At 59.7% G+C, this 20,311-nt stretch carries 18 protein-coding genes and 1 pseudogene; 2 read left to right on the top strand and 17 right to left on the bottom strand.

All coding sequences use genetic code 11. The annotated features are described in order from the left end of the window. The 4 genes and pseudogenes from C8K44_RS25385 to C8K44_RS25400 all read right to left on the bottom strand — a co-directional run. Window positions 1-89: pseudogene (locus tag C8K44_RS25385) on the bottom strand (electron transfer flavoprotein subunit beta/FixA family protein); the annotation flags it as partial. A 157-nt stretch (window positions 90-246) separates the two neighbouring features. Continuing rightward, window positions 247-723, bottom strand: coding sequence for an acyl dehydratase (locus C8K44_RS25390; RefSeq protein ID WP_109578547.1), 477 nt, complete (start codon window positions 721-723; stop codon window positions 247-249). Continuing rightward, window positions 720-1,229, bottom strand: coding sequence for a MaoC family dehydratase N-terminal domain-containing protein (locus C8K44_RS25395; protein ID WP_109578548.1), 510 nt, complete (start codon window positions 1,227-1,229; stop codon window positions 720-722). Before C8K44_RS25395 ends, C8K44_RS25390 begins: the two co-directional genes overlap by 4 nt. 4 nt (window positions 1,230-1,233) lie before the next feature. Further along, on the bottom strand, window positions 1,234-2,019 hold the full coding sequence (locus C8K44_RS25400; protein ID WP_109578549.1) for an MBL fold metallo-hydrolase: 786 nt from the start codon (window positions 2,017-2,019) through the stop codon (window positions 1,234-1,236). 156 nt (window positions 2,020-2,175) lie between these two features. Between C8K44_RS25400 and C8K44_RS25405 the strand changes: the two genes are divergently transcribed. Then, window positions 2,176-2,877, top strand: a complete 702-nt coding sequence (locus C8K44_RS25405; RefSeq protein ID WP_109578550.1) for a GntR family transcriptional regulator — start codon at window positions 2,176-2,178, stop codon at window positions 2,875-2,877. Here C8K44_RS25405 and C8K44_RS25410 read toward each other — a convergent pair. The 13 genes from C8K44_RS25410 to C8K44_RS25470 all read right to left on the bottom strand — a co-directional run bounded on the left by C8K44_RS25410 (window position 2,874) and on the right by C8K44_RS25470 (window position 18,217). Then, complete coding sequence (locus C8K44_RS25410) at window positions 2,874-3,665, bottom strand: aldolase/citrate lyase family protein (protein ID WP_109578551.1); 792 nt, start codon at window positions 3,663-3,665, stop codon at window positions 2,874-2,876. The genes C8K44_RS25405 and C8K44_RS25410 overlap by 4 nt on opposite strands. Window positions 3,666-3,720: 55 nt before the next feature. Beyond that, on the bottom strand, window positions 3,721-4,854 hold the full coding sequence (locus tag C8K44_RS25415) for a hypothetical protein (protein ID WP_109578552.1): 1,134 nt from the start codon (window positions 4,852-4,854) through the stop codon (window positions 3,721-3,723). Between the two features lie 76 nt (window positions 4,855-4,930). Beyond that, complete coding sequence (locus C8K44_RS25420; RefSeq protein ID WP_109578553.1) at window positions 4,931-5,812, bottom strand: aldolase/citrate lyase family protein; 882 nt, start codon at window positions 5,810-5,812, stop codon at window positions 4,931-4,933. A gap of 72 nt (window positions 5,813-5,884) precedes the next feature. Further along, window positions 5,885-6,391, bottom strand: coding sequence for a PPC domain-containing DNA-binding protein (locus tag C8K44_RS25425; RefSeq protein ID WP_109578554.1), 507 nt, complete (start codon window positions 6,389-6,391; stop codon window positions 5,885-5,887). Window positions 6,392-6,446: 55 nt separating this feature from the next. Beyond that, window positions 6,447-7,223, bottom strand: coding sequence for an aldolase/citrate lyase family protein (locus C8K44_RS25430; protein WP_109578555.1), 777 nt, complete (start codon window positions 7,221-7,223; stop codon window positions 6,447-6,449). Between the two features lie 86 nt (window positions 7,224-7,309). Further along, window positions 7,310-8,527: a CoA transferase gene (locus tag C8K44_RS25435; protein ID WP_199227205.1), complete on the bottom strand. Its 1,218-nt coding sequence runs from the start codon at window positions 8,525-8,527 to the stop codon at window positions 7,310-7,312. Next, the gene (locus C8K44_RS25440; protein WP_109578557.1) at window positions 8,511-9,494 is read right to left on the bottom strand and encodes a hydroxymethylglutaryl-CoA lyase; all 984 of its coding nucleotides are present in this window, start codon (window positions 9,492-9,494) and stop codon (window positions 8,511-8,513) included. Before C8K44_RS25440 ends, C8K44_RS25435 begins: the two co-directional genes overlap by 17 nt. Before the next feature lie 27 nt (window positions 9,495-9,521). Next, entirely contained in the window at window positions 9,522-10,745 is a 1,224-nt protein-coding gene (locus C8K44_RS25445; RefSeq protein ID WP_158282791.1) for an acyl-CoA dehydrogenase family protein, read from the bottom strand. A gap of 105 nt (window positions 10,746-10,850) precedes the next feature. After that, window positions 10,851-12,089 carry an MFS transporter gene (locus tag C8K44_RS25450; protein ID WP_109578559.1) on the bottom strand — a complete coding sequence of 413 codons (1,239 nt, stop codon included), beginning with the start codon at window positions 12,087-12,089 and terminating at the stop codon, window positions 10,851-10,853. A 73-nt stretch (window positions 12,090-12,162) separates the two neighbouring features. After that, a complete protein-coding gene (locus C8K44_RS25455; RefSeq protein WP_158282792.1) occupies window positions 12,163-13,809 on the bottom strand; it encodes a thiamine pyrophosphate-binding protein in 1,647 nt (548 codons plus the stop codon). 165 nt (window positions 13,810-13,974) lie between these two features. Next, entirely contained in the window at window positions 13,975-15,189 is a 1,215-nt protein-coding gene (locus C8K44_RS25460) for an ABC transporter ATP-binding protein (protein WP_158282793.1), read from the bottom strand. Beyond that, window positions 15,186-16,934: an iron ABC transporter permease gene (locus tag C8K44_RS25465; protein ID WP_109578562.1), complete on the bottom strand. Its 1,749-nt coding sequence runs from the start codon at window positions 16,932-16,934 to the stop codon at window positions 15,186-15,188. The genes C8K44_RS25460 and C8K44_RS25465 overlap by 4 nt, the downstream gene beginning before the upstream one ends. Window positions 16,935-17,038: 104 nt before the next feature. Further along, window positions 17,039-18,217, bottom strand: coding sequence for an extracellular solute-binding protein (locus C8K44_RS25470; RefSeq protein WP_109578563.1), 1,179 nt, complete (start codon window positions 18,215-18,217; stop codon window positions 17,039-17,041). A gap of 532 nt (window positions 18,218-18,749) precedes the next feature. On the opposite strand from C8K44_RS25470, the gene C8K44_RS25475 reads away from it, so the two are divergent. Then, window positions 18,750-20,240, top strand: a complete 1,491-nt coding sequence (locus C8K44_RS25475; RefSeq protein WP_109578564.1) for an FAD-dependent oxidoreductase — start codon at window positions 18,750-18,752, stop codon at window positions 20,238-20,240. The last annotated feature ends 71 nt before the right edge of the window (window positions 20,241-20,311 follow it).

The raw sequence follows: 20,311 nt of genomic DNA on the forward strand, positions 1-20,311 counted from the left end.
TTGGCCAGCTCAACGCCCGAGCCGTCCGATTTCACGCGCACCTTCACGTTGGCATCGACAACCCGCTTGACCGGGACGAGAACTTTCATGGGCTGCTGCTCCTGTTCATCTGCTGGATGGCATTTCCTTCACTGCCATCTCAGTGAAAACGATCTTGCATGCAAAATAGCATGCAATTTGTTATAGAACTTGCTGCACGAGGGCAAGCCCCGATGCGCGGTAATTTCCGACTGCCACAAAGGAAACCTATCTCGAAGGGAAAGGCCGCGAAACAGGCTGGCCTGCAGAATAAGGAAGCGCCACGACGCCCCGCCCGGGGGTCGATTCCTTGTCGGAGTTGTTGCGAATTCCGAGATCGAGCGTCACAAGTCCATAGTCAGCCTCGCGACGAAGTTCCGTCACCTCGGCCCAGGCTGTCAGTTCCTCGCCGACGACATTCATTGCCCGGAACTGAAAGCTGGCCGAAACGAGCCAGCCCGACTTTCCAGCCCAGCCACGGAGCAATTGGACAATGAACTGCTGCTTGAGCGACCCGCTGATCAGTAGCCCCGGTAGCCTCTCATGCTCGACAGTGAAAGGATGATCGTAGTGAATCTTGTGCCAGTTCTCCATCGCGGCCGACCAACGCATCAGATGCGCCTCCGTGAGCAGCCCCTTCTGGAGTTCTATCCGGTCGCCGACGGCTACCGAACCATACACACGCACGTTTTCGCCGCCGCTCATCTGTAGATTCCCGTGTTCTGGACGCGAAGAAGCGGCCGCTGGTCCGATGTGTAATAGTCGGTGTCGATCACCACGATCATCAGCGGTCCCTTGCCGCCTTCCTTCTCGGTGATGCTCGCATATCTGGATCTCATGCAGACGCGCTCGCCGTGGCGCGCATGGTCGTAGAAGTCGACCCTCATGCCGCCATTCAGCCGGACAAGGTTCCTTGTCGGCAGATCGGGAAGGCCGCGGCTGCTAAGTGCCACCCCGCCATCAAAGTCGGGATCGCCAGCGCGCTCGGTGAGCACATCCGGCGACCCGAAAGGCGTGCGGAACATGTGCGTTGGAAAGAGCAGCGGAGCGATGGGACGATCAGCGCCCTGCCCTTCCATGTAATGCGGATCGTCATCCATGGTCGCCTGGGCGTACCTTCGAACCTCGCTGGCCTCAACCGGGTGCGGGGCTTCGACTTCCGGGCTTTGCAAGCCCACGAACTTCAAGATTTCGTCGTTTAGAAGTGCCACTGCTTTACCTCACAGACAGGGAAAAATGCGTTTGCTCCTCCAGGCTGTCGCCGAGGAAGCCGACTATCGCCGCCTGGCGCTCGCCCAACGTCTTGACGGCGCCCCCCTCCAGGATCAGCGGCAGATCGTGACCGGGAACGACGATGGTTCCGTCGCGCGCCTTCCAGAGGGTCCAGATATTCTCCAGAGTGGCTCGGCTCTGCGCGTGATCGATCGTCAGATCTGTCGTCAGCGAAACGAGCTCCGCCCGGGACTTGGCCGCATCCTGGGCGAAGATGAGGTCGCGATCCTCGCCCACGAGGACGAATAGGAGATGGCCGGGCGTATGACCCGGCGCATGTTCCGTGCGGATTGAGGGAAACGCTTCCTTCCCAATCTCCAGATAGGTGAGCCGCGGCTCCCGGGCGAGCTGCTGTGCGTAGAATTCGGCAACCGCATAAACGCTTTCATCGCCCGAAATCGCCCATTCGAGGTCCTGCTGGCCGATGTGCAGCCGAGCCCTGGGAAACAGGGGGTAGTTGACGATGTGGTCCCAGTGGGAATGGCTCAACAACACGTCGGTGACATCGTCACATGCAAGGCCGAGAGCGCCCAGCCGCTGCTTCAAGGCGGCGCGGAGTCCAAATCCCCCGGTGTCGAGCAGGATGACGCGCCCGTGCCCGCGCAGCAGGGTGACTGTGCTCCAGCCTAGACCGCCATTATGGACGGACTTGCCAGGATACCCCTGGACGAGGATGTCGATCTCATAGCCACCAAGCGTGGTCGGCCAGCCGACCTCACCAAGTCTCATGGTCTGCCTCAAGCATTTGTGCCCAGCGGTGCTGCGGGCAGCTTTTCATCCAACTTTGCATGCAAAATAACACACTCTTTTGCCTTGATGCAACTTTGGAAAGTTGATAATTTTCGCAGGCGCATTTCCATTTGCGCTGGCTGACAGGAATCGGGGATGTCGTTGGATCAGGCAACTGAGCGGACAATCAAACGTAGAACTGGCGACGTAAACGAGTCGGTCTATGCCGCCCTGAAAGAGATGATCCTTTCGGGGCGTCTGCGCCCAGGCGTGCGCCTGGTGCACCAGGAACTTGCGGATCAGCTCTCTGTTTCTCGGACGCCCGTTCGAGAGTCGCTGGAACGTCTTTATCAGGAAGGATACGCAGGCAAGCGATCCCGTCGCGGTTACTTCGTAGCAGAAGTGGAATCTTCGGAGATCAAGGATCTCTATGGCACGCGCGAGGCTTTGGAGATCCATGCCCTCCAGGTCGTCAGCGCGCGTGGCTTCACCTCGTCCGAAATCGAGACGCTCGAAAGGATAAACGCCGAATACGCTTCCATGTTTCCTGCTTCCGTAAACCGGGCACGCCTGAAGGTCGATCAGACTTTTCACGAGACACTGGCCTCGTTTTCCGGCAACCAGCACCTCTGCAAGACGCTGGTAGCTGTCTACGAAAAGATTGAACTGAAGCGTCGCCTGGATGGATACGGCCTGGTCGTTGGCGACAAGCCCCTTCTCGAACACATCGATCTTGTCGCGGCGATCAAGCGGCACGACTACGCGAAGGCTGAACTTATTCTGCGCGATCACATCCGCCAGGCCAGCATCCGACTACTGGAACATCTGGAGTCCAACTTCGGCCCGATCAGCCGCTAGGCATCGGGCCTTAGTTCAACGACGCTTGCAATGGCCGCCTGGAGCAACAGCGCAATGTCGGCCTGTGTCGTGACGAAACGAACGCCTTCCTGGATGTAGCGTCGTTGGCGATCGCGATTGCGGTCACCACCAAACCCAGCGATCTTTCCAGCGTCCTTGCAGGCCTGGATGACGGTGCTGACCGCAGCGGCGATTTCCGGCGAATCGAACTCGCCGGGCTTGCCCATGTCCATGAGCAAGTCGCCGCAGCCAACATGGAGAATGTCGACGCCATCGACCTTCGCGATCTCGTCCACATTGGCGAGACCTCTTCGATTTTCGATCATGCAGACGACGAGGGTTTCTTCGTTCAGCCGCCTGGACGCTTCGGCCGGCGGCACGGCCGCATATGCAAGGCTGATCGTCGGCCCAGCGAAAGAGCGCGCTCCTTGGGGCGGATATTTGCATGTCCGAACGACTTGCCGCGCCTGATCGGCATCGGCGACGTCAGGCACAATGACGCCCGCGACGCCGGCATCCAGAAGCACGGGAATATCGGGGTCGTCATATCCCCTCACCCGGACTAGAGGCGAGATGCCCATAGCCAATGCGGCAATTGAGAGGTTCGAAATCGTTTCCAGATCGAACGCGGAATGCTGGGTGTCGATGAAGATGAAATCATGGCCAGACTGCCTGGCGACAAGCGCGATCTCGCTTGATCGGCAGACCCTTACGATCAGCCCCAAGGCGAGCCGATCCGCAAGAACCAGGCGTTTGACGTGGTTGTTGAGTGGAGGCTGGGCGCTCATTTGTCTGGTTCCGCCGTTGTGGCGCGGCTTGCCGCCGCGCCGGAGAGCTTGTCGTTCAGTGCTCGGCAAATGTCAGTGCATCGGGACGGTCGCCAACATAGAGATCAGGGCCGACGGTCGGGATGCCACTCGCCGGATCGATGTTGACCACCCGGACGATGTTCTGAGGCGTACAGGACACGAACAGCCGGTGATCGATGTCGTCGGCTAGCATGCCCGCGCCCTGGCAACCGATCCTGATGTCGCCCACGACCTTCCGAGACGCCGCATCCCAAACCTGCAACCGACCAAGTTCTTCAGGCTGATCGTTGTCGGGCGTCCCGTCATTTTCGAAGATGCTGACGACGGCGACATATTTGCCATGCTCGGCGAAGGCGAGCCGATGGGCTCCCTTGACGCCCGAAGCAAGCGTGGCGCTCTCCACTCCCTTCTTGATATCGACAATGTGGATGTTGCCTTCGAGATCGGCAGTCCATGCCTCGGCAAAGTCGGCCGATACATCCAGACCCTCAACGCCGGCGCCGAGCGGGATAACCTTCTGAACCCAGTCGTCCCCGGTATCGCGCGGCTTCAGGTTGACCGGCAGCAAATGCGCCGCATGGTCTGCGGTAAGGGCGAAAATGCTCATCGAACCGGTATCGCTGCCAGGCCCCGGATCGACATTGGTCGTGACGATCGTTTTCTCATCAGGGCTGACCTTGATGAAGTGCGTGAAGGTCATTCCGGTACCGAGCAGCCAGTCGACCTTCTTGAGTTCGCTGTTGTACCTGGCGATGGCCTTGGAGGCCTGGGCGGTAAAATAGAGCTTGCCGTTCACCCACGACAGGCCGTGCGGTCCGAGCAGAGGCCGGGTATCGAAATTGGCGAGCACCTTCTGCTGACGAATATCGATGATGTCGATCTGGCTCAGCAAAGTCTCGGGATAGCCGCCGGGACCACCGCCATAATTGGAGACGTAGACGGTGACGCCATCGGGCGACACCAGTTCGTGGGGGTCGGCACCGGTCGGTACCTTGGCAATCACTTTCAGCGTCTTGGGATCGACGATCGAAAGCGTTGCGTCCTTCTTTGAAAGAGCGAGCAGGCTGCGGGCCGGTGTGGGAGCCGGCTGGGTTTCGGCCGCACCCGCCGGATAGGCTGCGTGCGTGATCAGGGCGGCGATGGCCGCAAGTTTCAGGTTTCTGGACATGTGCTCAACTCCTCCGAGCGACAATGTAAGTCGAGGCGAGATTTCGCAATACGAGGCTTTCGCTGGCGTTCAGTCCTCAGGCTTGGTCCAGTTCCGCTGGACGGCTTCCGCCCTGGGTCAGGAAGACCCGGAAGCCCTCGTCGATACGCCTCTGCAGAAAGGACACATCCACTGCCCCCTTGCCGCCAGCTCCCTTGGGCGGCGTCGCCGAAAGCGACGTCCCCGCGGCAATGCCGTTCTTCTTACACGCCGCAAGCATGCGGTTGCGAAACTCGACGAGGTCGCGATCCTCGAGGTCGATCTTTCCGGTCTTGGCAAAGGCATGCCACGCATGCTTCGCCCCGAACATCATGGCACTGACACCGGGAGTTGCTGCAATCTCTTCCAGATTGTCGAACGCCTTGGGGGTCGCGACGATCGTGACCAGGGCAAGTTCGCCGGCCGGCGCCACGGGCCAGAGATCGGCCATGTCGCGATATTCCTCGAACTTGTCATAACCCCAGTATCGCATGGCGAGCTTCGGCCACACGCGGCGCTCGCCGACGATGGTCCCGTCCTTCTCCTTGCGGGCATAACGCATGGCATCGACCAGCTGGGCGACGTCTTCGCCCGACTCGGCGTAGGGCAGAATGATGCCGAGCGCGCCGTAGTCGAGAGCCTGGCTGGCGATCCAGCGGATACGCTCGTTGCCATGATGCGGCAGGCGCACGAGCGGCGTAGGCGACGGAAACATCTCTCCCGTGGCGGCCATGCGCCGGCGACTAACCAGCCATTGAAGTGTGTCGCCGAGCTTGGGCATGTCGAAGCCCTCATGCTCGAGATCGAGCATGACGTAGTCGAGGTTCGAATCCCCATAGCTTCGCGCCCCCGCTATGTCCCCGCAATGCAGCGCGCCGCCGAACACCGGCTTGCCGCTTCGCAGCATCTCGATCATCTTGTTTCGCGGTGCTCCAGACATCCCCGACGCCTCCTCCCTGCTACATGTTTTCCGTTTCGATGCCCCGGCTCGCCTGGGACAATTGTCGCCAACTCAGGTTGGCTGCAGGTCGTGATAGATCCGCCCCTTGCCGTCCTCAGTCGTCTTGAATGCGGCCTTGAGGCTGACGCCCTCCGCCTTGCCCAGAACGATGGTGAAGTGGGACACGTCGAGGTGGGATCGTACCAGAGTGCCCGGCATCAGATGACCGCAGATGGTCTGGTCCGCCGAAGTGACGACGATGTGGACGTGCACATAGGGTTCGCCGTCCTTGTATTCGCCGATCCCACCTGAACCTTCGGTCATGCCGATAATTCCGTGGCCGGTGGCCTCGAGAGGTCCTTCCAGCTCGACCACTTCGATGCGCACGTTCTCGGAATGGCTCTTGCCAGGGAACTTCTGGACCCTGGCCTTGGTCACGCTGCCGGTAATGTCGATCACGACGCCGGCCTTGATATCGTGTTCGCGGGCAGCGTCCTTGATCGCCTGGAGAAGGTCCTGGCCCTTGTCCAAGCGGACGAAAATCAACTCTGACAACTTTCCGGAAACTGAGTAGCTCATAGTATCTCTTTCGTTCTGTCTGAGGTCGAAATGCTCGCCGAAATTCGACGACAGCTCATTTGGTAAGGGATATCGCGTCCCGGCAAACGTTGCGGAAAATGGATGTGTCCGTGCCGTAGCTGATGCCGACAAATCCCATGTCGAGAAGTTCGCGGCAGTACTCGTGCGTGTGTGTAGGCGACGACGGGGCCAGCAACACCTTGCCGACCGCCCTAGCCTTGGCGATTGCACCTCGAGCGGCCGAGAGCAACGGCTCTTGGGTCATCGGCGCTCCCGGCACGTTGTATGACTGGGCCAGGTCGCCAATGCCAATCCAGAGAACGTCGACGCCATCGACAGCCAGGATTTCGTCGAGCGCCTCGATGCCTTCCTTCTCCTCGACGAGCGGCAGGACGATGACGTCGTCATTCGCCTGCTTCCAGAACTTCGACCAGGGCACGCCGTCGGCGCCGTAGCGGCTGCCACGTACCTGCCCGCATTTGCCGCGCTCGCCTTCGGGGAAGAACCGTGCCGCGGCGAGCGCCTTTTTCAGATCGGCGGCCGACTGGATGTGCGGGACGATCACACCGGCTGCACCACAATCAAGCGCCTTGCCAATAAGCAGCGGATCATTTTCGGCGACCCTGACCAGCGGGATCATGCCGCTGACCTGCGCTGCCCGCGTCAGGTTTTCGACATCGGCGAAGCTGATCGTGGTGTGCTCCATATCGATCGAGACCCAGTCGAAGCCGGAGTAGCCCATGATCTCGACAAGTGCTGCCGATCCAGTGAAGCACTGCATGCCGATGATCGATTTCTTGGTCTTCAGTCTTTCCAGTAGCGCATTCGGCATACCGCTCTTCTCCTCTGTTGTCCGCGACCCACGGTCGTCACGCTAGATTGCCTGCAGTCAGTCCTGAAGATGCCGGATATGGCAACTCAGGAGGCCGCACGTTTCGCTACCTCGTGGCTGCGCACCCATGCGATATCCGGATCCGGATAATCGATCGATCGCAGCACCTCGATTGTGTGCTCGCCCAGCCTGGGCGGGGCCAGATCCACGTCGGGCAAGCTGCTGCCCAGCGTAAATCCAAGCCGCGAAACCTTGAATGGCCGGCCGATCGATTTGTCGTCGAATTCCTTGACCATCTGGCGTTCGGCGATCTGTGGATGCGCGAGCGCATCGGCGAGATCGAGGATGGGGCCAGCCGGCACGTTGGCCTGCGACAGGATTTCGACCCATTCCGCCGAACCCTTGCCCGACAGATGCTCCTCGAGCCGGCCCCGCAACCCGATGCGATTCATCACGCGAAGACGCCGGGTCAGGAACTGCGGATCGGTCTTGAGTTCCGGTGCGCCAAGCGCGTCGCACAGAGATTCATACTGGCGCTGGTCATTGGCGACGATATTGATCAGGCCGTCGCCAGTCCGGAAAGCGCCCGATGGAGACGATGCGCCATTCTCATTGCCCATCGGCTTCGGCGCCTTGCCAGCGTTCAGGAGGCCCGACGCAGGCCACGAGGTGAGGCTGGCAAGCGAGGCGTCCAACATGGATACGTCAATGAACTCTCCTACACCGCTTGCCTTCTGGCGGTAGAGGGCGGCACAGATGGCGAATGCCGCCGTGATTGCCGCCATGGTATCGCAGACCTGAAATCCCGACCGGGTCGGGGCCGTTTCCTCGGTTCCCGTCAAGCTCATCAGGCCACAATAGCCCTGGATGATCTGATCATAGGCCGGCCGGTTGGCCAGTGGTCCGGTTTGGCCGAAACCGGAGATCGAGCACCAGATAAGATCGGGCTTGATTGCGCGTGCGGTTGCGTAATCGAACTTCAGGCGCGCCATGGTTCCGGGTTTGAAGTTCTCGAGCAGAACATCGGCCGTCGCTACCAGCGCCTTCAACGCCTTCAGTCCCGCCTCGGTCTTCAGGTCAAGCGCGACAGATTTCTTTCCGGCATTGGTGGCCAGGAACGATACGCCCATCCTGTCTTCATTGAGAGCCTCGTCGGCGCCCAGGCTTCGCGACAGATCGCCTGTCTCGGGCGGTTCGACCTTGATGACCTCGGCACCCAGCATTGCCAACTGGTAGGAGCACAAGGGCCCTGAAATCGTCGTGCTGAGGTCGACAATCCGCACGCCTTCAAGCAATCCGGCCACGTCGCCCTCCATCTCCCCTTGTGGCATACCAGTCCGACAGGCTCCCGCCTGTTTTGACCGAGCCCGGCAATGAATGGCCGACAATATCCTCGGCGAGTTCCGCAACCGCGACGAGCTTGTCGAGATCCACCCCTGTCTCGATGCCGAGATCGCGGCAGAGGAACACCAGATCCTCAGTGCAGACGTTACCCGCCGCGGCCCTGTTTCCAGCGAAGGGACATCCGCCGAGCCCCCCGACACAGGCATCGAAATGCGCCACGCCCATTTCGAGGCCGGCATAGGCATTGGCGATGCCCATGCCCCTCGTGTCATGAAGATGCAACGACATCGTCAGGTCGGGATAGCGATTGCGTACCGCGCCGATCACCTCGCGAATGCTGCGTGGCGTGGCCCAGCCCATCGTGTCGGAGAAGTTCATGACATGGATCTTCTCGCCCTGCTCCTCGGCCACCGCAAGGATGTCGCCCACCTGCAAGACGACCCTGTCGATCGAAATCGGGCCCTCATAGTTGCAGCCGAAGGCAGCCATCACCGAACCGCGGCTGATCGGGATTCCGGCTGCCTTGTATGCCGCCGCCATCTCGCGCTGCTGCTGGAGGTTTTCCTCCATCGTCCGCTTCTGGTTTCGCTCCAGGAACCTTGCTGACGCGGTCAACGCGACGGATCCTTCGAGGTGCAGCCGCTCGGTTGCGATTGCACGCTGCAGGCCCTGCAGGTTCAGCCACAACCCGATGAACTCGACGTCGTCGCGAGGGGCGATGCCAGCAACAACAGCCTCCGCATCGGCCATCTGGGGCACGTATTTCGGATGGACGAACGACACGACCTGGATCTGCTTCAACCCAGTGTCGGCCAAGGCATCGATCAACTCGATCTTGCGGGCTGTCGGGATGTCCTGCTTCTCGAACTGGAAGCCTTCCCTTGGCCCTTCCTCGGTGATGTGGATGCTGTCTGGAAAGTCATTCATATCGGCGTTTCCGGCTATCCGGTTCCCTCACAACGAGTAGCCTGCGTCGGAAAGCAGGCTGCGTGCGATAAGCATCCTCTGGATTTCGTTGGTGCCGCCGCCGATCTGCGCGTGACGCAGATACTTGTAGAAATGCGTGAGCGGCAGTTCCGAGGCTTCACCCATGGCGCCGTGGATCTGGATGGCATTGTCGATTGCTCGCGCCCCCCAATCGGTGCCGCACATCTTCACCATCGCTGCTTCCGAACGCATGTCCTCGCCGGCATCGGCGCGCGCTGCCGCCTGGTAGGTCATCGCCCGCAGAGCCTTCAGGTCGACATACATGTCGACGAGTTTCCATTGAATGGCCTGGCGCTCCGAAATGGGTTTGCCGAACGTCTTGCGCTGCTTCGACCACTCGATCGACATGTCGAGGGCGCGCCGCATCTTTCCAAGCGCCAGCGGGCCGCGCATCAGCCGGTCGTGGATCGTCAGCCACCGCTGCCCAAGCGAGAAGCCTGTGCCGACCTCGCCAAGGACATTTTCCTGCGGAATTCGGCAATCCTCGAAGTGGACGATGTACTGACCGGCGCGCGGGCTCAGCCATGTCTGGATGCCGGGTTGCTCGATCTTTACGCCGGGATTGTTCCGGTCGACGAGGAACATTGTGATGCCGCCGCGCTGGCGCTTTTCCGGATCGGTCACCGCCTGGACCATCAGGAGGTCGCACTCGGCCGCGCTCGAGATCCACATCTTGGTGCCGTTGATGACCCAGTCGTTGCCATCCTTGACGGCGCGGGTCCTCATCATACCCCCCGGATCCGACCCGGCGTCGGGTTCGGTCTGCGCGAAGGCCGTCGTCTTTTCGCCGTTGATGACCGGCTTCAGATACTTGTCGATCTGGTCGCCGGTGCAGCCATAGAGAATGTTCGGCACGTTGGCGAAGGGGAACGGCACGGCCGTGTACATGAATTCTTCGACGGCAACCACCTGCGCCAGCATGGATAGGCCCGAGCCGCCGAACTCCTCTGGAACCAGCAGATAGAACAGTCCCGTTTCCTTAGAGATGCCCTCCAGCCGATCCGCTGTCTGCTTGTCGTAGACGTAGCGCAGGTTCAACGTCTCCTTGACGCCATGCGCGTGGTTCGAGCTCAGCAGAAACTGCTTCTCCAGCGGCAGAAGCTCGTTTCTCACGATGTCGCGCGCGATTTTTTGAATCTGGAGGACATCCTCAGGAAGCTGAAATGCCCCGGTATCCGAATGCGTGTCCATCGTGGCCTCTTTGTTTGTCTGCAAGATAGGATGCAATATAGCATGCATATTGGAATGCGCCAGCCCTGTTTTGGGTGGAGAGCGCTCAATTCGCGCGACCCACCCTCAAAACGTTGTCAGTTTCCTGAGTTCGGGAAACAGTCGGTACCAGAGCGCCGTCGCCGCAAGTGTCAGCAGTCCACCGGCGGCAACGGCCGCGGGAGTCCCCATGGCGCCAGCCATGATCCCTGCCCGGAAGTCGCCCAGCTGCGTTGAGCCCCCAGCGGAGATCGAACTTACCGCGCTCACACGCCCGCGCAGCTCATCGGGTGTATCGATCTGTATGAGGGTCTGCCTGACATAGACGCTGACCATGTCGGACGCGCCATAAACAACAAGGGTGACAAGCGAAAACCAGAAGTTGGTGGAGAAGCTGAACGCCACGATCGAGCAACCGAAAATGGCAATCGACATGAAGAAGGCGCGCCCCACTGGCCAGGGAAGCCGATACGAGGCAAGCGCCAAAGCGGTGGTAAACGCACCCACTGCGGGTGCGGCGCGCATAATCCCCAGCCCCTGTGGGCCGACATGGAGAATGTCGACGGCATAGACAGGTAACATGCCGATGAGGCCGCCAAACAATACCGCAATCAGGTCGATCGACATCGCAGCCAGAACTTTTGGCGTTGCCCAGATGAAGCCGAACCCACCAAACAGCAGCGAATAGCTCCACGGCTCCTTCTCGGTGATCCTCAGGTTCGCCCGGATCATTATGGCGGCAAGCGCTCCAAGCAGGAACATCAGGGTCACGACCATGTAGACCGCTTGTCCAGGCAGTGCGATCAGGAAACCGCCGCCGACCGGGCCGACGAGTTGCGCAATTTTCGATACCGACGAGGAACTCGCGACAGCGTTCGAAAACAGGTGCCGCGGCACCAACTTCGGCAATGCGGAATTGAGTGCGGGGTTGAGGAACGCGTGTGCGGAGCCGCTGAGAAGCAAAAAGAGGAAGACGACCGAGACACTGGAATCGCCGAAGTGAAACCAGAGGCCAATTGCTGCGCCCGTAAACGCCTGCACCAGCTGCGTGCTACCAAGGATCAGCCTTCGATCGACACGATCTGCCGTCACGCCTGCGGGTATGAAGAACACCAGAATTGGAAAGAAGAGGCAGAGGCCTATAAGTCCTAGATCGACGACGTTTCCGGTTCGTGCATAGACATCCCAGCCAACGGCAACCGACAGAATTTGCCTGCCGGTAACCATTAGACCGCGGGAGGCGAGGTAGAGCAGAAAGTCCCGGTTCCTCCAGAGCTCGCCTACGCCAGCCGGTTCACCGCCCTGCTCTTCCTCGATTGCCGTCATAAGAATTTAGCTCCTGGCCAGACGCAATTGAACGAAGCGGTCGGTTCGCTCGACACCTGATCGAAATGAAGGTTCAGACAGCCTCTCGGACGTTCACTTCAGGATCGACACGAATGTCGAGAAGTGTAGGTCCAGGCGTATTGAAATCGATCTGCCCGAGTTGAGCGATCCCGGTCACGACATGGCCAACACCGCCATAGACCTTCGCCAGCGCCTCGATGTCTGGAAGCGGCTGGTAGAGCACTGTGTTGGGAAGCCCAAAGCGGCGGAGGTACTTGACGTCGGAACCGTAGAGCTCGTCGTTGATGATTGCGACGGTGAGATTGTCGATCCCGCCTAGCCGAATGGCGTCGAGTTCCTGTGCAGCCATGGCAAACCCGCCATCGCCGGTGATCAGGAGAACGGGGCGGTCGGGATGGGCTGCTGCCGCCCCGATCGCTGCACCCAGCCCAAGTCCCACGGAACCATAAGCGTTGCCCACAATCCAGCTCGTTGCATCGCGCGCAGCGACGAGCGAAGGAACCGTGGCAATGAAGCGTCCGTTATCAGTGACGACGATCCGGTCCTGCGGAAAGACCTCATCAAGGGCTACGTAGGCGGCCCTCGGGTCGAGCCCGCGAGCCGGATCGTGTTTCAAGTCCACGCCGAGGAGGGCAGCCTTGATTTCCTCGCGCGTCGGCGCTGGTCCCGGAGCGGGGCGGGTCGCCAATCCACGGCGCTTCCATTCGTCGATGAGCCGCCCGACCGCCACGCCGGCATCGCCAAGCAGGAAGAGTTCTGGCGCCGAAGCATGGAACCTGGACTGATCGTCTATTTCGCACTGTACGATCTTCGCCCCACCGAAGATCGCGCCTGACTCGGTGGTCTGTCGGTTCAGGGACGCGCCGAATGAAAGAACGAGATCTGCGTCGTTGATCATTCGCCGCACGGATTCCGGAGACCAGCTACCACAGAGGCCCAGGTCGCGTTCGTGACCGGCAAAGAAAAAGTTGGCGCGCAGCGTATTCGCAAGTCTGGCGCCCGAAAGCTCGGCCAACTCAATCAGCGCCCCTCGGCAATCCGACATGACTGCGCCCCAGCCGGCGAGGATCAATGGGCTCCGGGCGGCTGAAAGTTCGTCTATGACCGCTTTTACAGATTCATCCTCGGGGGCGGTGTCAGGACGCAGCGTCTGGGGAGTGGCTACGCTCAATTCTACATCCTGCTCAAACCAGCGGTCGGCAAGGCTGAGAACCTGCGGCCTGCCCGTGGACAGTGCGGCGCGGGCCGCAAGCCAGAAGGTATCCTCCAGACCGTTCAGGTCAGGAACGGCGTGATAGCCCACGCCCATGATCGAGGCGAAGGCCTCCTGGTCAACCTCCTGGGAAGAACCGAACGGCTTGGCCTTGGTCGATTTTCCTTCTCCGGTAATGTAGAGCAACGGCACGCTGCCCCGGGTCGCAGCGATCAGGGCGTTGATCGAATTGGTGAAGCCGGGACCGCGTGTGGTCGTGCAGACGCCGAGGCGGCCGGTGGCGCGGCTATAGCCTGCCGCAGCAGTGATGGTCGCTTCCTCATGCCGCGTACGTATGAACCGGAACTGGCCGGACTCAACGCCCGCCGCGACCCACGGAGCATTCGATCCACCCAGCAGGCCAAAGACCGTATCGACGCCAGCGCGCTGAAGCAGTTCTGGAACGGCCTTGTAGCCGCGGTAGGTTTTCGAGCTGTGAATGTCCATCGATTGATTTCCTGTCTCGAAGTGCTGCCACCGCATTCGACGAGGCGAGCGACACGGGGACGGGACGGGACGGCATTAAACCGCCCGTGACCCTAGTCATTGAATCTCTTGGCACGCACGACGTCCCTGGGAACTGCCGCCTGCACCTATTTGTCCGCGAACTTCTTACCGGTCGGCGAGGAACTGGACGTCGCGTGGTTCAACCGACATCCAGGCCGAAGTGCCGACCGGCAGCACACGGCCGCCGTGGGCCAGAACCCTCAGCAATCTGTCGCCAATTTTCACAGTGAACTCGATCTCGGATCCATAGAAATTCGCCCGTTCTACGGTGCACTTCCAGCGATTGGCCGTCGCAGGCTCGCCTTCTGAAAGCGTTCCAGCTTCGGGCCGCCAGAAAGCAACAAGCTTGTCCCCAGCTTCGGCACGCATGAGGCCGTGTACCTGACCGAGCTCAGTTGCTCCCACGGCCTCGTCGTTTGGACCGACGGCGCTGAACGCGGTTACGTCCAGTTCATTCGTTGGGCCGATAAAGCGGGCAACAAACCGATCCTTCGGCCTTCTGTAGGTCCTAGCAGGACGGTCCAGTTGCCGGATCACTCCACCATTCAAGACCGCGATCCGGTCCGCTAGAACCATTGCTTCCTGTCGATCATGGGTGACGAACAGCGATGCGAAGTTGAATGCGCGCTGCATGTCGATCAGTTCGTCGCGCAGCCGCTCCCGAACCTGGGCATCCACATTCGAGAGAGGTTCGTCGAACAGGACCATACTCGTTCCGGCAATAAGCGCACGGCAAAGTGCGACGCGTTGCTGCTGCCCTCCGCTGATTGCATTGGGGTATTGTTTCTCGAGCCCGGCGATACCGACAGTCGCCATGATCTTCAGCACCCGTTCGGTGATTTCGCTCTTAGGCGGACGCGTGGCGCGGGGAAGAGACATCAGCGGATAGGCGATGTTGTCCATGATCGTCATGTGCGGCCAAAGCGCATACGACTGGAACACCATCGAAAGCTGGCGAAGCTCGGAGCGAACGTTGATGCCGCGCTCGGAGGAGAAGACGGTACGGCCATTGACCTCGATCTCTCCGCCGTCGGGGTCCTCCAGACCTGCAATGCACCGCAGCAAGGTGGTCTTGCCGCAGCCACTGGGTCCCAGCAGGACGACCGATTCTCCGGGATAGACGTCGAAAGACAAATCGTTGATCGCCGTCACTTCCGTCCCGTCGTTGCGTCGGAACCGCTTCATCAGATTTTTGACACGGACTACCGGTTCTCCCGTCGGGGCCGGCCGCTTTATCGACTCCCAGCTGGACACTTCGGCTTCCTTGTGTCGCGTTTCCATCTGCTCTTCGCTTATTTTGGGGGTGAAGTTCATAGTCATGCCCATTTCCTCCGGCGGGTCAGGGCGAACACAGTCGTGACCGCGGTTGTAGAGATCACCACCACCAGGATCGCCAGCGCGGCAACCGTTGGGTAATCTCCATTTTCGCCCAACCGCAGCATCTGCGATCCAATGGTCGGGTTGTGGACGCTTGCAACGATGGCCGAAGTATCGAGGTCGCCGACCACGTGGACAAAGAGCAGCGCCCAGGCGACGACAGTTCCAGGCAGCATCAGCGGGAAGTGCACCTTGCGGAAGGTTCGGAAGCCTGAGGCGCCGCTCATTTGTGACGCTTCCGTCAATTCACGACCAACCTGCGCCGCAACCGGATCCGTGGTCAGCGTGCCCTTGGGCACCTGCTCGAGCAGGAAGGCGATCACGAGGATGGTGAACGAACCACCGAGCATCAGTGGAGGACCCGCGTAGGCAAGGACGATACCGAGGGCCAACACCAGTCCCGGCAAGATCGTCGGCAGCTTGAAGATGCCATCGGCGAACATAGTGACCTTGTCCTTGCGCGAGGTGACGAATACGGAGATCACCGAGGCCAGAAGGCTTCCGACGGTGGCTACGATCAATGCAACCTTGAGGCTTGTGGTAAAGGCGCTGAAGGTCAGGCTGCCTGGCTCGAACAATGCCATGATGTGACTGAAGCCGAAGTTGTCGAGCCGCAGGTTGCCGGCCCAGAACCCGTTCAGCGCGACAAAGGACAGTGAGATCAAAGGGACCAGGACAACAGTCGCGGCCCACAGCACCATGAAAGAACGTGCCGGCCACTTCCAGAAACCAAGGGCTCGACGGGGAGCGACACGGGTCTTTCCGCCCACTGTGCCATGGCGGCCCGACTTGCGGATTTGAGCGGCAGCAATCCAGACGGATCCGATGATGCCAACCATGATGAACGACATGACAAGGGCGGGCCCGTATTTCGGCGGGTAATCGAAGTGCAAAAAGCGGACGATCTGGACCGACATGATCGGAATGCCGGCCGGCTGAGCGATGGCTGCCGGCACGGCGAGATTGCCCATCGTTGTCCAGATGACGAGCAACAGTGCAGCGCCAATGCTAGGGAGCATCGCCGGAACCACTACCCGCAGCAAAGTACGCATCCGACCTGCGCCACAAAGGCGCGACTGCTCTTCAAGAGCCGGGTCAAGGTTCCGCAACGCAGCGGAAATGATCAGGAAAGCGAACGTCGTTCCATGAATGGAATATACGAAGACAAGTGTCTTCATGGAAAATGCATCGAAAGGGCCGGCAATGCCGAACACAGCTGTCCAAACCTGGTTCGCGTAGCCGATCCGAGGCGATAGAGCCAAGACCCAGCCATAGGCGCCAGCGATCGACGGCATAAGCAGTGGAATGAACGGGATCATGTCCGTGAACATGCCCATGCGAGCATCTGTCCGTTCGTTGAGATAGGCGAATATGAAACCCATCGTTGCCGAAACAACGCTTGCGCAAAACACGACGAACAGCGTGACTGGCACGGACTGCATGGCCTTGTCGTTGCTGACAAACTCGCTGAACGCTGACAGATCCCATGTGTTTCCATCATAGAACGCCCAGACGATTGCTTTGCCAACGGGGTAAAGCAGCCCCAGAATGAAGATCGCCAGCAAGGCAACATTGAAGGCCGTAAAGGGCGACATGCGTCGTCCATTGTTCCTGCGGCGGACCTGATTTCGGCTCGATAGCGCCGTTTGAACTGTGTCAACCATTTGCAATACCGGTGCCTTGAGCATCAGCCCTCGGTCACCTCTCCTCCCTTGAATCCGATGCCGCTAGCTGCAGGAACCGAACCACTAAGGTTCGGCTCAGGTTCCAGCTGCGGCTTTTCCGCTGGCCTCTACAGGCCGAGCAATTGTTTGATCTTGGCGATGTCCTCGGCCGAAACCTTTTCGATGGGTACGAATTTCTTGGTACCGTTTTCCGGATAGGCAAGGGTGCCGGCATAAGCTGCGCAACTCGAGACCCACTGCCCTTCAGCCGAATGGAACCAATAGGCAAACAACTTGGCTGCGTTCGGATGCGGGGCCTTCGTTGCGACGCCGAAAGCGTACTGCGTGCCGGTTGCTGTGTCAGGCATCACGCCGACAACTGGAGCACCGCTGGCCTGCATCGAAGCGGCAACGTTCGCACCCAACTCCATGATTACCATCGCGCCGCCGGCTCCCAGCACCTGGGATGCCGGCTGGATATCTGAATAGAGCGGATCCTTGATCATATTGTTGCCGATGGCCTTCATCGTGTCCTCACCGACCGAGTCCATGATGTGCTTCCAGACGCGGGCGAACGTGACCGAGGCTTCGGGGTCGACAGCTAGAAGCTGCCCTTTGAATTCTGGCCGCGCCAGATCCTTGAATTGTTTGGGGATTAGATCGCCTTTGACGAGATCGCTGTTGTAGGCGATGCCGAGCGGCCGATTGATGGGGGTTGCAGCGGAACCCGACTTCGTCTCCCATTTCCACGAACCGCCAGGCCACGTATCGAAAATGCCTGGTATCGTCTCGTCGAGCGGCAGCAATGCCTGCTCCTTGAAAGCCTTCTCGATCCACTGGATCTTCGTCGTGATGGCAGCATCAGCCTGTTGATTGCCGGCGGCATGATCGGCCAGGAAGCGTTCCTCCAGCGATGCACTGTTGCCTGTTGCGGTCTGCAGCTTGACCTTCGGGTAGCGAAGTTCAAACGCAGCCTGGATGGCCGAAATTGACCGTTTGTCGGAAATGGCAGCGTTGAGGATAAGCTGCCCTTCATTTGACGCGGCTGCGATCAACTCGGGCGTCGGCTCCGGGATTGGCTTGTATTCCGAATTGGGCGCCGTTGCCGAACTCGGAAGGCATTCCTTTGTGATCTTACCCTGAGCAACCAGATCGTTTGCGCGAGCGATGTACTCGGGATCGGTTGTGTCATAGGCACTCGCAGCTTGGGCGTTGCCGCCCAATACCACCATCGCCGTTGCAGCCAGCAACGCAATGCGCATTTTTGTCAGCGGCTTGCTTCCATTGTCTTTGGTACGCGTGGTCATCGACTGTCCTCCTGAACCAGTTTGATGAAGCGAACAGAAAGGCCTCCACGCGGATCGGCTCCTCCCGACAAGCGCGCCCGCTCTTCTGCGGGTTCTCAGTTCCGTCCATGAAACTCATCGTAGCAAAGATTCCGCTCTCTGCAATAAAATTTTGCATGCCAATTTGTATCCTATTTGCATTTTTGGCTGGTTTACTGCTTCGTCGATCGACTGCAGAAAGCAAAAAACTCATGCAATATCAGATAGATAGTTCCAGCCATTGGAGTGCGCTTTCGCCGGGTTGACGAGAGCAAAATAGTGTGAAAAATAGGATGCAATTCACCGGAGGCGCTGACATGACGCCCAAGAGGGCTGTGTCGCAGGTCGAATTGGGAGAACACATGCAAAAAGAACTGCATTCGCCTGGAGCCGGCGAAGGCACTGCGATGCGCCTTGCCAAGGCTTTGCAGCCCTGCACTTCAGCTCACACTTGTTTGACGGTTTCAGAGACGGTCACAAGGGCTACATTGAGTTCGCGCGTAGGGTATGAAGCATGACAAGCCATGGCGATCAGACCAACATCTTCGACGTCATAATCGTCGGCTACGGCGGTGCGGGGGCGGCTGCTGCCATTGAAGCAAGTGACGCCGGCGCAAGCGTATTGATCGTCGAGAAATTTGGCGAAGGCGGTGGCACGACAAAGATGGCTGGCGGCAACATTCGCAGTGTCGGCGACGCCAACAAGATGATCGCTCACCTCGATGCTCTGACTGACGGCACAACTGACAGGGGCTCAATAGAGGCCCACGTCCGGGGACTTGTTGACCTGCCGATCTGGATCGAGCGATGCGGAGGCGTTATCCGCACGGATCCAAGCGAAATGCTGGGTGCACCGCGCCAACCCGGCCCACCCTATCCCGGCGCCACACCAGGCACGATGTTCCCTGGCGTTGTCGGTGCGGACGGGATCGGCCTCAGGTACCGCTGGCCCAAGGCCCAGAACAAAGGACTTTCGCGCGGCAAGGCCGCATGGACTATGCTTTCGGACAATATCGAGCGACGACGCGTTGAGGTCCTTACAAACACCTACGTCAAGCGCCTCATGTGCGATCATCTCTCCGGCCGCATAACCGGCATCGTTGCGGAACAAGGCGGCAAGGAAATTCGGGCAACCGCCCGGCAGGGAGTTGTGCTCGCGAGCGGCGGGTTCGCCTGGAACAAGGACATGTTGCGTGAATGGATCGGCGCAGCAATTCCATCGGCTGCGCCTCCACACCGAAACACCGGCGAAGGCATCCTCATGGCGCAGGCTGTCGGCGCTTCGCTTTGGCACATGAATGGCATTGTGCTGTCGATGGGCATGCTCGTTCCCGGTTTTGATGCCACCTTTGCTCTTAAGGTTCGCGAGCGTGGCTTCATACTTGTCGATCGAGGTGCGCAACGCTTCTGCGATGAATCGCGGCTTGCCGGGCATTCCGGTGGTATGCTCCTCGAGGACCGCGACCATCATGACGCGATTTGGCGGCGCATTCCCAGCTACGTCATCTTCGATGAGGCGACGCGGCTCGCTGGGCCCATCACGACGACCGATGCCGGCTTCAATCTCGACAGTGGTTGGTCGGACGATAACTCCATGCCAGTCGAAAGTGGATGGATTTCCACGTCGAGCTCGCTTGCCGGCCTTGCCAGCAAACTCGGTCTCGATGCCCAGTCGCTCGTCACCACCATCGACGACTACAACAGGGGCATCGAAACCGACAAGGACGCTTTCGGGCGCTCCCGAATGGACGCTAACCCGATTGAAAACGGACCGTTCTATGGCATTGCGGTTTGGCCGACCGTCTACAACACGCAAGGCGGCCCGCGCCGCTCCGCGAAAGGCGAAATTCTCGACCCCTGGGGAGTTCCCATCCCCGGCCTATTTGGCGCAGGCGAATTGGGTTCGATCTTCGGCAGCCTCTATCCTGGGGGCATGAACTACGGCGAGGCGTTTGTCTCCGGTCGCGTGGCAGGTGCGACGGCACTGGGCGTCGAGCCCAAATAGTCAACAGAAACAGAAATGGAAGAAAAGAAGGGTTGCCCTCGGGCGTTCCTTTCTCAGATCAACAAAAGGAG

The organism is Aminobacter sp. AP02 (genome assembly GCF_003148805.1).
In the GTDB taxonomy this organism is placed as follows: domain Bacteria; phylum Pseudomonadota; class Alphaproteobacteria; order Rhizobiales; family Rhizobiaceae; genus Aminobacter.